The organism is Rhizobium sp. K102, from assembly GCF_022385315.1.
In the GTDB taxonomy this organism is placed as follows: Bacteria; Pseudomonadota; Alphaproteobacteria; order Rhizobiales; family Rhizobiaceae; genus Rhizobium; species Rhizobium croatiense.
The window spans coordinates 20,695-33,727 of sequence record NZ_CP092433.1; the positions used below are offsets into that span (position 1 = coordinate 20,695).

Genomic DNA, 13,033 nt, shown 5'->3' on the forward strand with positions numbered 1-13,033 from the left:
GCGCGTCTCATGGCCCAAACGACACGGAGGTAGCGAAGTTCCGGATTGATCGGGCAGGTTTTGCCTCGAACGAAGGACTGGGAACATTCAACGACTCCATGTGTTGCTTTGCGTAGCAACGCAGGAATCGACGATGACCGCGCGAACAGCCGGACACGGCAGAGACAATGATGTGCTGATCAAAGCGAAGGCGGTTCCGCAACTCATCGATCCGGCCGCCGAGCCGTTCGTTACCGAAGTCGTTCAGGAGCTCGTCAAATCCCACATCCCTTTCCTCGTCGCCGGTACCTACGCCGTCTGCGCCTATACCGGCATCTCGCGCCAGACGAAGGATTTCGACATATTCTGCAAGGCCGGCGACTATGCGCGGATCCTGGGTCACTTCAAATCGAAGGGTTACAGGGTCGAAGTCGAGGACGAGCGCTGGCTTGGAAAAGTGCTGAAGGGCAATCACTTCTTTGATGTGATCTTTGCTTCCTCGAACGGAACCATGCCGGTCGGCGACGACTGGTTCGACGATGCACGCAGGGTCGAAATGTGCGGTCACACGGTCAGAATCGTCAGCCCCACCGAACTCGTCTGGTCGAAATGTTTCGTCCAGCTGAGACACCGTTATGATGGCGCCGATGTCGCGCATGTCATCTTGAAGGCCCATGATGCCATCGATTGGCGCAAACTGCTCGCTTATCTCGAGGTGCATTGGGAAGTGCTTCTCATCCATGTCCTCAATTTCAGGTGGATCTACCCGACCGAGCGGGACAAGATTCCCCGGTGGCTGCTGGAAGAGCTTTTGGACCGCCTCAAGGCGCAGCAGGAACTGCCCCTGCCGCAAATGAAAATATGCCGAGGCCGGATGTATTCCCGCATCGATTTCGAGATCGACGTCAAGGAATGGGGCTTTGCCGATGTCGGCGGCGAGGGTGAACTGCGAGGCGATTAGGAGAAACGCGATGGATGATCAGCGAAGGAGCGTGACGGTTGCAGCGGTGGCCGACCTCCATGTAACGGAGGATGGGGCAAAATCCTATAAGGATCTGTTTGCCGAAATTTCCTCGGTCGCCGATGTCCTGGTCATTGCCGGTGATCTGACCGATCTCGGCAGGCCCAAGGAGGCCGAATTGCTTGCCAGCGATCTGCGCCATTGCACCGTGCCAACCGTCGCCGTCCTCGGCAATCACGATCACGAAAGCGGTCAGGTTGAGGACGTCTGCAAAATTCTGACTGGCGCCGGCGTCAAATTGCTGAACGGCCATGCAGCCGAGATCTCCGGTGTCGGTTTCGTTGGCGTCAAGGGATTTGCCGGCGGCTTCGGGCGCCATATGCTGGGTTCATTCGGCGAAGCCGCCATCAAGGCGATGGTCGCCGAAAGCGTCGGGGAATCGATGCGCCTGGAAAACGCCATGCGGCAGGTGCGTTCCGATCGCTCCCTGGTCGTGCTGCATTACGCCCCCATTGCCGAAACCGTGGCAGGCGAACCGTTGGAGATCTATCCCTTTCTCGGTTCTTCACGCCTTGCGGAAACCATCGACCGGTTTCGGGTCAATGCGGTCGTTCACGGCCATGCCCATCGCGGATCCTATGAGGGCCGCACACCGGGCGGCGCACCGGTCTACAACGTGGCCGCCCATGTCGAGAAGCCGACCGGGAGACCGTACGCTCTGCTCGAGCTTTGACGGCTTTCAAGCGAGGGCAGCGGCCAAACGAGCCGGCCCACCAGCATTCGAAGATGGCGGAGCCGGGCTCTTGGCCGCAAATGACAAGGGTCCTCAGCAGGAACGCGGCGATCCGATCGCCGCGTCAAGGCGCTCAGTCACGCTCGACGAATTTGTTGAAGCGGCTTGTCTTTCCATCCTTGGTCTCATCCTGGTAGAGAAAGGCAAGCTTGTTTTTGTCGAAGATTCTGAAGAACTCGTCCCAGCCGATCTCGTCGAATTCTTCTTCCTTTTCCCCGAAATCGATGCGCAGGACGCCGCCCTTGCCGCCGGTCCGGATGGCCGCCGGCCTGCCCTTCCTGTCCTCCGCCCATTTGCGAATTTTTTTGTGGTCCGTCGTTGTCTCGGAACTGCTCATCGAAATCTCCATCGGTTGTCTTTTGTGGCGCAAACAGTCACAGCAGCGGTTGCCTTTGCTTCCACTCGCGATACGGTGCGAGCAGTCTACCGGGATAGCGCCGCTCGATCTCGCTTTCGGCCAAAGCAATGCGGGAGATAATCTCTTCTACCGTGTCGCCTTCCTCGGCAGCGTTGCTCGCTTTTTCCAGATCGTTCATGGTCCCGAACAGCTCGTCATCCGTCATTGTCTCCAGGCGGGAGGCGAGATCTTCGACCGGTTCGTTGACAAGCGAATTGCTGGACATGGGCGCGCCTCTTGCTGATGCCTGTCCAACTTCGCTCTTCACACTAAGTTCCGCTGCTGCACGTCGCAAATTGATCGCAGGATCCCGCTTTCGCCGGCGCTCCACTCGGATCACCAAATGGTCCGCGATCCGCCGGACAGCGCGGAGACGTTCGATACCGCCTCTGGCGCGTGTCGGAAATCGATGTCGTGCTGACGGGCGCAGCGATGCGGTGCGTGGGAAAACCGTGGCGGCAAGCGAACCCAGGCCATCGGTGCCACTGCTTCGGAACAACCACCTGCTTTCGGCTGTTTTCTCCTGGAGTGGAGGTGATCCCATGGATATGAACCGCATGCGAGACCACATGGTGGAACACCATGTGGTGCGTCGCGGCATTCGCGATCAAAGCGTCACCAGGGCGATGCGCATAGTGCCGCGCGAGAAATTCGTCGATCCGGGCTTCGAGGAATTCGCCTATGAGGATGCGCCCTTGTCGATCGGCGAGGGTCAGACGATCTCGCAGCCTTTCATCGTCGCTCTGATGATCGAGAAGGCCGATCTGGGTGCGGGCGACAAGGTGCTCGAGGTCGGAACCGGTTCCGGCTACGCCTCGGCCCTCATCAGCCGGATCGCCAGGCACGTCTATACCATCGAACGCCATGAACGGCTGGCGCTCCAAGCCAGAGACCGGTTTGAAAAGCTGGGATACGGCAATATCGACGTCCGGGTGGGCGACGGCAGCAAGGGCTGGGCGAACGCCGCTCCTTTCGACGCGATTATCGTTTCCGCTGGCGCACCCGAGGTGCCCACTGCCCTGAAGGAGCAGCTGGATCTCGGTGGACGGCTCATCATCCCGGTCGGCCGCAGCGACGAACAGCGCCTGAAACGCATCACGCGCACAGGGGCATCCACCTTCGAGGAGGAAGATCTGGGCGGCGTCCTTTTCGTCCCGTTGATCGGCGAGGATGCCTGGACTACTGCCCATCCGATGTATACGGCGACAGCCCCGTCATCGCGCACAGAGGAAACATCCAGCAAACTCATCTCGGCCGCGGCTGAAGAATTTTCCTCGATCGACGACAACAGCTTTGCCGCCCTTTTTGATCGTTTTGCCGACAGCCGCATCGTTTTGCTTGGCGAATCCACCCATGGCACCGCCGAATTTTATGAAACGCGGGCTGCCATCAGCCGGCATCTTATCGATCATCACGGATTCAATCTCATTGCAGTCGAAGCGGATTGGCCGGATGCGGCCGCCATTGACCACTGGATAAATGGTCGGGCACCGGGAGACAGACAGCCGTTCGGCCGCTTTCCCAAGTGGATGTGGCGGAACCGGGAGTTTTCGCGGTTCATCGGCTGGATGAAGGAGGAAAACGAACGGCGCAAAGCGTCGCACAAGGATCCGGTGCGGTTTTACGGCCTGGATCTCTATAATATGTCCGGGTCGATCCGCTCCGTCCTCGACTATCTCGAAAATGTCAGCCCGGAAACCGCCAAGATTGCCAGGGAACGCTATGGCTGCCTCAGTCCCTGGCAGAGCAATCCCGCGACCTATGGTCGGGCCGTGCTGACCGAAGCTTATCGATCATGCGAGGATGCGGTGCTGAAGCAATGCACGGAGCTTTTGACGCGATCGCTGGATAATGCGGCCTCAGATGACGATGATTTTCTAAACGCCGTCCAGTCCGCAAGACTGCTCGCCGCCGCCGAACGATATTATCGCATTATGTATTACGGCGGTGCGCAGGCATGGAACCTGCGCGACACCTATATGGCCGACACCGTCGAGCATCTTCTCGACTTTCACGGACCAGCAGCAAAGATCATCATATGGGCTCACAACTCCCACATCGGCGACGCCCGCTACACGGATATGGCAACCGCCCGTGACGAACTGAGCCTCGGCCAGCTATGCCGGCAGCGCTTCAACGAGATGACGAGCCTCGTAGGGCTGGGAACACATTGCGGCAAGGTGATCGCCGCTGACGATTGGGACGGGGAGGCGGAGGCGAAACAGATGAACCCGTCGCTTCCGGAGAGCTGCGAGCGTTTATGTCACGACACGGCAAAGCCGCGATTTCTTCTCGATCTCAGGGCCGATGAGGAATTGCACGCAAGCTTGGTCGAACAGCGGCTTCAGCGTTTCATAGGGGTGATCTACAGGCCGGAAACCGAACGGCTGAGCCACTACATGTCGGCATCGCTGTCGCGGCAATACGACGCCTTCCTCTGGTTCGATGAAACGCGCGCGCTTTCGCCACTCGTCGCTCGGCAGTCCGGGACGGGCGTTCAGGAAACCTTCCCCTTCGGTTTCTAGAGCGAGGCGGAATCGATCGACGCGATAGAGCGGGAACTCTCTGCGCATCCGCAAGTTTGGTGGTTGATCGCCCCAGCAGATCCATTTGAAGCATTTGGTTGTCGCCTCACTCGGAGACGCCGCGAAAATCAGGATCCGGCGCACTGGTACGAAGCCGAATGAGGAGGCGGCAGACATGCCTGAATATGTCAACTATTCCGCGGGCCCCTCCCGGCCGGGTCGCTGATCGTCAAGCTCTATCGATCGGGAAGCCAGATCAGGGGATACGTCAGCAAGGTCGCAGACACGGACCACGACGATACGATCTTTCCCGGCGAGGAAATGGAACCGGAAGCAGCCTTCAGGCTGGCTGAAACCCATCGCGACACCAACGGTGCCCCGATCTTCGTCGATCTTGTCGAAGACGTTGTGTGGGATCCGTCCTGGGGTCACCTCAGACCATAGCGTACCGAGCGATCATCAGCCCGTCGGCCTACCAATGCTCTGTGCCGGACCCGCTACGACGACCCCGCGTCGCGGCGGCAAGCCACGATCTGCGCCATGCATCGTTCGGGGCAAACCCGCTCTCCATGCCCCTTCAGAAGGACAAGTCGAGCACCCTGCCCTCAAACAGACGGTCCCGGGAGCCTTCGAGATGTGCCTTCATCAGTCTTTGCGCATCGTCGGCCCGGCCATCGGCAATGGCCTTGTAGATGGCGTTATGCTCTTCGTAGACCTGTTCCAGCCCCTGGCGGGGGCCAAGCAGGGAGAGGCCGTGAAGATGCATGCCGACGGCGATATGCGCTTTCAATGCATCGATCGAGGCAGTGTAATAATGGTTGTTGGCAGCCTCGGTCACCGCGCGATGGAAGATGAAATCGGCATCGGTGCGGTGAAGCTGATGGCTGGTCGCCTCGCGCAGGTCCGCAAGGGCGCTGGCGATTTTCTGGATCGCCTGCTCATTGCGGCGCTTGGCGGCGAAATAGGCGGCGGCCGGCTCGATGGTCAGGCGGAATTCGTAGCAGCGCTGAATATCGGCGATGGTCTTAACAGGCGAATAGGCAAGCTGTGTCGTGGGCGAGCCATGGGCGCTGACGAAGGTGCCGGCTCCCTGGCGGGCATAGACCATGCCCTGGTCGCGCAGGCGCGCCAGCGCATCGCGGACGATCGGCCGGGAAACACCGAGCATCGAGGCAAGTTCGTGTTCGCCGGGAAGGCGTGAATCCGGCGGATAGTTTCCGCCGCGGATCCGCTCGAGCAGCTGGTCGAAGACGCGATCGACCAGCTTGACGGCCTTGCCGCGTTCGGGCTTGCCCGGCGGGCCGGCTTCCGCGTTCAAAGATTCGCCATTCGCTTCAGTCACGTCATTCTCCCCGACGGTATCTTAGCATGATGCCGAAAAGTGTGAGCGGTTTTCGGGCGACATCATGCTCTAACTCTTTGAATTGAGAACAGGGTGATTTCAGGCGACTCGGCCTGAAATCATCCTGTTCTAGGCCGCCTGATTCCGAAGAACCAGTCTTAGCAAACTATCGGAATTGCCGAAGCCCCCTGACTTGACGGCGCACCGAAAAGGCCGCCCGTCGGCGGCCGTCACATCGAACCAGGGAATGCCGGCCTCGATTTCGCCCTTCGGCGTGAGCACCTTCACGTCAAGCGCGTGGAGAATTGCCAGCGCCGTATCGCCACCACCGACCATCAGCATATCGGGCCTCGTATCGTCGATCACCCTTTTGACACCGGCCGCAAAGTCACCGGCGACGAGCGCCGCATCGGCCGCCATGTCACCGGTGCAGCGCAGCAGCACCGGCAGCGCCAGCCCCTCCCCGCATTCAATCTGCCCCATCGGCGCGTCCACCACCATACGCAAGGCGCCGGAGGCTTCGAGCCGGTTCATCTGGGCGGCGGTGATCGGATCGCGCGAACCAAAGGCAAACAGCGTGCGCGGGGTCGGCGTAAATTCCGTCACCGGCCGCCGCCCGGTTTCGCCGAGCCGGCGGGCGAATGCCGCACCGAGGCCGCGCGCACCGACGCCGAGCGTCGTCAGCCAGACATGACCCGCGACGATCTGATCGAGATCGGCATCGTCCTCGGCATCGGCTACGACAACATTGTCACCACGGCTCTCGAACAGATCGGCGATCGGCAACGGCTTGTTGACGCCGCGGCCGACGACACAGCCCCGGTAGGTCAGGCGCTCCTGATCGGGAATGGCAGGCGCGACGAGGATATTCTTCAGGCCGAGCGCATCCGCAAGCGCCAGGCTTTCGGCCGCGACATTGCCCTTCAGCCGGGAGTCGATCTTCTTCATGACGACGTCAGGCTTCACGTCCTGAAACACCTTCGCCGCCCATCGGACCTTTTCGGCGGCATCGCGCTCGCCAAGGGCGCGCGAGGCGGTATTAACGACGACGACATCGCAGGCGGTGGCGATCGCATCCTGCGCCGCTCCGACATCGACGGCGACTGCGACTGAGAGGCCGGCCGCGGCGAAAGGGGTGCCGGTATCGAGCGCGCCCGTCAAATCGTCGGCGATGATCACGGCCTTCAGTGTCATGCGATCTCACCCGTATTGACGGCGTGGCAGGCGACGAGGTGGCCGGGCTTGGCTTCCTTCCAGACAGGAATGACCTTGCTGCAAACATCCATGGCGATCGGGCAGCGCGTGTGGAAACGACAGCCGGAAGGCGGGTTCAGCGGGCTCGGCACGTCGCCCTGCAGGATCTGGCGTTGACGGGTGCGCTCATGCTCCGGATCGGTCTCCGGAACGGCCGACAACAGCGCCTTTGTATAGGGATGCAGCGGGTTGTCGAAGAGTTCCTCGCGGGTCGCGAGTTCGGCGAGCCGCCCGAGATACATGACGCCGACGCGGGTGCTGATATGGCGCACCACGGCAAGGTCATGGGCGATGAAAAGATAGGTCAGTCCGTATTTCTCCTGCAGATCGAGCAGCAGGTTGATGATCTGCGCCTGGATCGACACGTCGAGCGCCGAGATCGCCTCGTCGCAGACGATGAATTTCGGCTGGCAGGCGAGCGCCCGGGCGATGACGACGCGCTGGCGCTGGCCGCCGGAAAGCTCATGCGGGTAACGCTGGGCAAAACGTGTCGGCAGGCCGACATCGGTGAGCAGCGTCGCCACTCTCTCCTCGAGCTCGGCCTTGGTGCACAGCTTGTGAAAGAGGATCGGCTCGCCGATCGCCTCGCCAACCGTCATGCGCGGATTGAGCGTCGAATAGGGGTCCTGGAAGACGATCTGCAGGTCGCGGCGGAACGGCCGCATCTGCTTTTCATCAAGCTTGGCGAGATCCTGGCCCTTGTAGACCACCCTGCCGCTGGTTGCCTTGTAGAGGTTGAGGATGGTGAAGCCGGTCGTCGATTTGCCGCAGCCGGATTCGCCGACGAGGCTCAGCGTTTCGCCTTCCATGATGTCGAGATCGACATTGTCGAGCGCATAGACGGTTGCAGAGCGTTGGCCGAAGGCGCCGAGCTTGACGTGGAAATGCTTGACCAGATTTTCGACCTTGAGCAGCGGTTGCGCAGCCATCACGCGGCCTCCTGCATTCTCTGGACGACGAAACAGGCGGCGCGATGATTGCTGCTGCCGCTCAAGGGTTCGAGCCGCGGCACCTTCTCGTGACAGATCGCCTCGACGAGCGGGCAGCGCGGTGCAAAGGGGCATCCCTTCGGCCGGCGGCCGGGCTCCGGCGGCGTGCCGCCGATCGAGCTCAGCCGGCTTGCCGGCGGATCTGACAGTTTCGGGATCGAGGAGAGCAGGCCGCGCGTATAGGGATGGCTCGGCCGGGCATAGAGTTCGTCGACCGGGGCGTCCTCGACGACCGTGCCGGCGTAAAGTACGGCGACGCGATCGACGAGGCCGGCGATCAATGCCAGGTCGTGGGTGATCCAGACGACGGACATGCCGAGCTTGGCGCGCAAATCCTTCACCAGATCGACGATCTGGGCCTGAATGGTGACGTCGAGCGCCGTCGTCGGCTCGTCGGCGATCAGAAGCTTGGGATTGCAGGCAAGGCCGATCGCGATCATCACGCGCTGGCGCATGCCGCCGGAAAGCTCGTGCGGAAAAGCCTGCAGCCGCTCTTCCGGGCCGGGAATACCGACGAGGCGCAGGAGTTCGACAGCGCGGGCGCGAGCCTCGGCCTTCTTCATTTTGCGGTGATAGATCAGCGGCTCGCTGATCTGGTCGCCGACGCGCATGACGGGATTGAGCGAGGTCATCGGATCCTGGAAGACGAAGCCGATATCGCCGCCGCGCACCTTGCGCAGCTCGGCATTCGACATCGTCTGCAGGTCGCGGCCGGCGAAGGTGGCCGTTCCCTTGGCGACCTTGATCTTGTTCGGCAGAAGCCGCATCAGGCTCAGCATAGTGAGGCTTTTGCCGCAACCGGATTCGCCGACGACGCCCAAGGTTTCGCCTTTGTCGACATGGAGGTCGATGCCGTCGACGACGACGGCCGGGCCGTTGCGGCCATCGATTTCGACGGTAAGCCCCCTGACATCGAGCAAGCGTTCTCTGTTTTGCGTGTCCATCATTTGCTGCCCCGCGGGTTGAGCGCGTCGTTGAGGCCGTCGCCAAGGAAGCTGAAGGCAACCGAGGCAAGGCCGAGCACGGCCGCCGGAGCGGCGAGAAGATGCGGATAATGCTGCCAGACGCGAAGGCCGTCCGAGATCATGTTGCCCCAGCTGGGCGTCGGTGGATTGACCCCGACGCCGAGGAAGCTGAAGGCGCTTTCCAGCACCATCGCCGTGCCGAGGCCGGCGCTGACCGAGACGATCAGCGGCCCGAGCGCATTCGGCACCACATAACGCTTGATGATGACCCAGTTCGACAGGCCGAGCGCCTGGGCAGCGGTGATATAAGGCCGGCTGCGGATCGACAGCACCTGGGCGCGCACCAGGCGCGCGTATGGCGGCCAGGAGATCAGCGCCATCGACCCGAAGACGAGGATGAAATCCACCCATATCGTCTGGCGGTAGAAGGGATTGAGGGTCTCAAGGTAGCGCGCCTCCATCCAGCGGGTGATCGGCGACTTCAGCGAGGCGTTGATGACGACGACGAGCAGCAGGTTGGGAACCGACATCGTCACGTCGGTCAGCCACATGATGGCGCGGTCGAAGGGATTGCCGAAGAAGCCGGCCACGGCACCGAGCGTCAGGCCGATCAACACCGCGAAGAAGGTGACGATGACGGCAACGAGGAAAGCGGTCCGCGTGCCGAACACCACGCGGCTGAAGACGTCGCGACCGAGGTCGTCGGTGCCGAAGAGATGGCTCATCGACGGCAGCGCGTTGCGGGCATTGAGATCCTGGCTCAGATAGTCGTAAGGCGTGAGATAAGGTCCGAAGACCGCCGTGAAGGCGAGGATCAGGACGACGATGAGACCGAAGATCGCGAGCTTGTTGCGCCGCAGCCGATGCCAGGCATCGCGCCACAGGCTGACCGGCGGTTCCTCGGTGGTCTCGGTGGGGAAAGAGGGATTGCGGACATGGTCAGCGGCTCCTTCTTGAATCGATTGGCGCGGGGGTCGAGCAGCGGATAGAGCACGTCAACCAGCAGGTTCGACACCATCACCAGGAACGATCCGATCAGCGTGATGGCCAGGATGACGGGATAGTCGGAATTGATCAGCGCCTGCACCGTCAGGCGTCCGAGCCCCGGCAGACCGAAGACCAGTTCGACGAAGATCGCGCCGTTGACGATGGTGATCATGATCAGGCCGAGCTGCGTCACGACAGGCGTCAGCACCGGCCTCAGGATATGGCGCAGCGCCACGATGATCTCCGGCACGCCCTTGGCGCGGGCGGTGCGGACGAAATCCTCCGACAGCACTTCGATGACGGCGGCCCGGGTCTGGCGCACGATCAAAGCGATCGGCTGGAAGGACAGCACGAACAGCGGCAGCAGGATGCGGACATCGAGGATGCCGCCCCAGCCATAGGGCACGCTGGCACCCGGCAAGAGCACGATCAGGCCGACCATCAGCAGCGGCCCGGCGACATAGGCCGGGATCGCCCAGAGGAAGAGCGCCGAGCCGAGAATGGCGTAGTCCAGGCGGGAATTCTGGTTCAGCGCGGCGATCATGCCGAGCGGGATTGCGACGAGGGCCGTCAGAATGATGGAACAGAGGGCAAGCTGGAAGGAGACGGGTGCGGCGGCCGAGACCATCGCCCAGACCGCGCGGCCCGAGGTCAGCGAATTGCCGAACTGGCCGTGCAGCAGGTTCCAGATGTAAAGGCCGAACTGCTCGATGAAGGGCCTGTTGAGGCCGGCACTTTCACGGATGGCTTCGATGCGCTGCGGATTATAGGCGACGTCGCCCGGCGCGCGCAGGAAGATCAGCTTGATCGGATCGCCGGCGCCATAGAAGGCCAGCGCGTAAACGGCCAGCATCACCACCAGAACGGACGGAATCCAGATGGCAAACCGGGTTAGCACGTAGCGCAGCAAGGCCACCTCCCACCTGTTGTCGATGCGGTCCGTCCTAAAGCCAGGCAGATCGCATCTCTTCGTCTTGAAACTTGCGCGAAGGCCTTGCAGCCTTCGCGCGCTTGTTGCCAGGAACGATAATTCCCAATCAGCCGATGGAGATGTTCCAGGGTTCGGCGATCTGCCAGTCGAGGTTCTTCTCGAGTCCCTTGACCTCCTTGGTGGCCCAGCGCGACATCGCCTGAGAATACCATGGAATGAAGGCCCAATCCTCGCGGAACGCCTTCTGGGCTTCCTGGGCGAGAGCAACGCGCTGTGGATCATCCGCAGCCTTGGTCGCCGCTTCGGCAAGGGCGCCGTCGACCTTGTCGTTCTTGTATCCGCCGAGCTTGTTCTGCGCGTTCGACGAGGTCGAGGCGATGCTGCCCGTGAGATAGGAGACGGCGTCGGGAACACGGGTGCCGACGTCGTCGCGGAAGATCTGGACCGAGTTTTGATCCGGACCGGCATAGGAGTCCTGCTGCGGCTTCATGTCGACGGCAGTGATGCCGAGGTTCTGGCGCCACTGCTCGGCGATGAATTGGGCGGCGGCCTGAATGGCCGGCGCCGAAATTCCGACGAACAGGATCTTCGGCAGGCGCTCGGGCCCGCCATAGCTCGATTCGGCAAGCAGCTTCTTTGCGGCTGCCGGATCATAGGGAAAGGGCTCGAAGCCGGAATTGTCGGCGCCGGGAACCGAGTTGAGGATCTGGTCGGCCTTCTTGTGCGGCCCATCCGGATAGGACGCCTTGAACAGGCCCTCGCGGTCGACCGCCATGATCAGCGCCTGGCGCACCTTCGGATCGTCCATCGGCGCGCGGGAGATGTTGAACCAGAAGTGCTGGCTGGTCGGGATCAGCGGGCCGGCCGAGAATTCCGGGCCGAGATCCTGGATGATCGTCGAGGTGACGAGCTCGGTATGGGCGTTGAACTCGCCCGACTTGATCAGCGACGTGGCGGTGACATTGTCCTCGATCGAGGTGATGTCGATGCGGGCAAGCTTCGGCTTCTGCCCAAAGAAGTTCTCATTCGGTTCGAATGTGATCTTGCCTGCATCGATATCGATGCTCGTCAGCTTGAACGGGCCGGAGAAGACCGGATTGTTCTCCGGCTTGTACCAGTCGATGATCTCCTCGCCGTCGCTGCCGCGCGACTGCGACGCCTTGGTGATCGGTGCGATGTGATTGGCGAGACGCATGAAGAAGATCGGATCGGCGGCAGCCAGCGTCACCACCACAGTTCCCTCGTCTGGCGTCGCGACACCGGTGAGCTCGTTGCCCGAGCCGGCGGCGATTTCGGCATAACCCTTGACCTTGCTCAGCACCTGGTCGGCGCGCTGGCTCTTGGTGTTCGGCATCGAGGCGACTTCCCACGATCCCTTGACGTCGGCCGAGGTGATCTTGCTGCCGTCGGAGAAGACGGCCTTCGGGTCGATCTTGAAGGTCCAGACTGTGTTGTCGGCCGATTCCCAGCTGGTGAAGACGTAGGGCTTGATATTGCCCTGACTGTCGAAATACATCGGCGAAGCCCACCAGATCGAGTTCCAGCGGAACGTTCTGCCGCCGCCGCGCAACGGCGACCAATCCTGGTCGAAGGCCGGATGGGCGACATTCAGGACCTGGCCTTCGTCGGCGAGCACGATGCGGGCATTCATCCCGAATACGGTCAGCCCGACGCCGGCGGCAAGGCCGAGCTTCAGCGCGTTGCGGCGCGATAGATTGGTTTTATCCGATTGATCAAAAGACATGGCATTCCTCCCAGGTGAAATCGGCAGCGCTCTCCCTGCGCTGCCAGGCGCAGCACAATCCGTCGCCTATCGTTCTATCGTTATTGTAAATATGTCAACAAAAAATCATGATTTTCATTAGAACAAAATTTATCTATAAAAAAAGAACAATAATTACAATAAGATA

At 61.3% G+C, this 13,033-nt stretch carries 10 protein-coding genes and 2 pseudogenes; 3 read left to right on the forward strand and 9 right to left on the reverse strand.

Going from position 1 to position 13,033, the window contains the following annotated elements; all coding sequences use genetic code 11:
- Positions 1–133 precede the first annotated feature (133 nt).
- A complete protein-coding gene (locus MHI61_RS02100) occupies positions 134–940 on the forward strand; it encodes a nucleotidyltransferase family protein (RefSeq protein WP_239789346.1) in 807 nt (268 codons plus the stop codon).
- 10 nt (positions 941–950) lie between these two features.
- Positions 951–1,673, forward strand: coding sequence for a metallophosphoesterase (locus tag MHI61_RS02105; protein ID WP_239789347.1), 723 nt, complete (start codon positions 951–953; stop codon positions 1,671–1,673).
- A 133-nt stretch (positions 1,674–1,806) separates the two neighbouring features.
- Here MHI61_RS02105 and MHI61_RS02110 read toward each other — a convergent pair whose 3' ends face one another.
- Complete coding sequence (locus MHI61_RS02110) at positions 1,807–2,070, reverse strand: hypothetical protein (RefSeq protein ID WP_239789348.1); 264 nt, start codon at positions 2,068–2,070, stop codon at positions 1,807–1,809.
- A gap of 37 nt (positions 2,071–2,107) precedes the next feature.
- Positions 2,108–2,356 (reverse strand): hypothetical protein, encoded by a 249-nt coding sequence (locus tag MHI61_RS02115; RefSeq protein ID WP_239789349.1) that lies wholly within the window; start codon positions 2,354–2,356, stop codon positions 2,108–2,110.
- Positions 2,357–2,672: 316 nt separating this feature from the next.
- Here MHI61_RS02115 and MHI61_RS02120 point away from each other — a divergent pair, with 316 nt between their 5' ends.
- Positions 2,673–4,655, forward strand: coding sequence for a protein-L-isoaspartate(D-aspartate) O-methyltransferase (locus tag MHI61_RS02120; protein ID WP_239789350.1), 1,983 nt, complete (start codon positions 2,673–2,675; stop codon positions 4,653–4,655).
- A gap of 577 nt (positions 4,656–5,232) precedes the next feature.
- Here MHI61_RS02120 and MHI61_RS02125 read toward each other — a convergent pair.
- The 7 genes and pseudogenes from MHI61_RS02125 to MHI61_RS02155 form a co-directional block, all read right to left on the reverse strand.
- Positions 5,233–5,997, reverse strand: a complete 765-nt coding sequence (locus MHI61_RS02125) for a FadR/GntR family transcriptional regulator (protein WP_064696735.1) — start codon at positions 5,995–5,997, stop codon at positions 5,233–5,235.
- Between the two features lie 129 nt (positions 5,998–6,126).
- A complete protein-coding gene (locus tag MHI61_RS02130) occupies positions 6,127–7,191 on the reverse strand; it encodes a four-carbon acid sugar kinase family protein (RefSeq protein ID WP_239789351.1) in 1,065 nt (354 codons plus the stop codon).
- A complete protein-coding gene (locus MHI61_RS02135) occupies positions 7,188–8,180 on the reverse strand; it encodes an oligopeptide/dipeptide ABC transporter ATP-binding protein (RefSeq protein ID WP_239789352.1) in 993 nt (330 codons plus the stop codon). The genes MHI61_RS02130 and MHI61_RS02135 overlap by 4 nt, the downstream gene beginning before the upstream one ends.
- Positions 8,180–9,187: an ABC transporter ATP-binding protein gene (locus MHI61_RS02140; RefSeq protein WP_239789353.1), complete on the reverse strand. Its 1,008-nt coding sequence runs from the start codon at positions 9,185–9,187 to the stop codon at positions 8,180–8,182. Before MHI61_RS02140 ends, MHI61_RS02135 begins: the two co-directional genes overlap by 1 nt.
- Positions 9,184–10,142 (reverse strand): annotated as a pseudogene (locus tag MHI61_RS02145) (ABC transporter permease). The gene MHI61_RS02140 and the pseudogene MHI61_RS02145 overlap by 4 nt, the downstream one beginning before the upstream one ends.
- 2 nt (positions 10,143–10,144) lie before the next feature.
- Positions 10,145–11,102 (reverse strand): annotated as a pseudogene (locus MHI61_RS02150) (ABC transporter permease).
- A 127-nt stretch (positions 11,103–11,229) separates the two neighbouring features.
- Entirely contained in the window at positions 11,230–12,867 is a 1,638-nt protein-coding gene (locus tag MHI61_RS02155) for an ABC transporter substrate-binding protein (RefSeq protein WP_239789354.1), read from the reverse strand.
- Positions 12,868–13,033 lie beyond the last annotated feature (166 nt).

Bases quoted from the DNA above. Each gene is read 5' to 3' on its own strand.
- MHI61_RS02120 (WP_239789350.1), top strand. From the start codon at position 2,673: ATGGATATGAACCGCATGCGAGACCACATGGTGGAACACCATGTGGTG.
- MHI61_RS02110 (WP_239789348.1), bottom strand. From the start codon at position 2,070: ATGAGCAGTTCCGAGACAACGACGGACCACAAAAAAATTCGCAAATGG.
- MHI61_RS02140 (WP_239789353.1), bottom strand. From the start codon at position 9,187: ATGATGGACACGCAAAACAGAGAACGCTTGCTCGATGTCAGGGGGCTT.
- MHI61_RS02155 (WP_239789354.1), bottom strand. From the start codon at position 12,867: ATGTCTTTTGATCAATCGGATAAAACCAATCTATCGCGCCGCAACGCG.
- MHI61_RS02115 (WP_239789349.1), bottom strand. From the start codon at position 2,356: ATGTCCAGCAATTCGCTTGTCAACGAACCGGTCGAAGATCTCGCCTCC.
- MHI61_RS02135 (WP_239789352.1), bottom strand. From the start codon at position 8,180: ATGGCTGCGCAACCGCTGCTCAAGGTCGAAAATCTGGTCAAGCATTTC.
- MHI61_RS02130 (WP_239789351.1), bottom strand. From the start codon at position 7,191: ATGACACTGAAGGCCGTGATCATCGCCGACGATTTGACGGGCGCGCTC.
- MHI61_RS02105 (WP_239789347.1), top strand. From the start codon at position 951: ATGGATGATCAGCGAAGGAGCGTGACGGTTGCAGCGGTGGCCGACCTC.
- MHI61_RS02100 (WP_239789346.1), top strand. From the start codon at position 134: ATGACCGCGCGAACAGCCGGACACGGCAGAGACAATGATGTGCTGATC.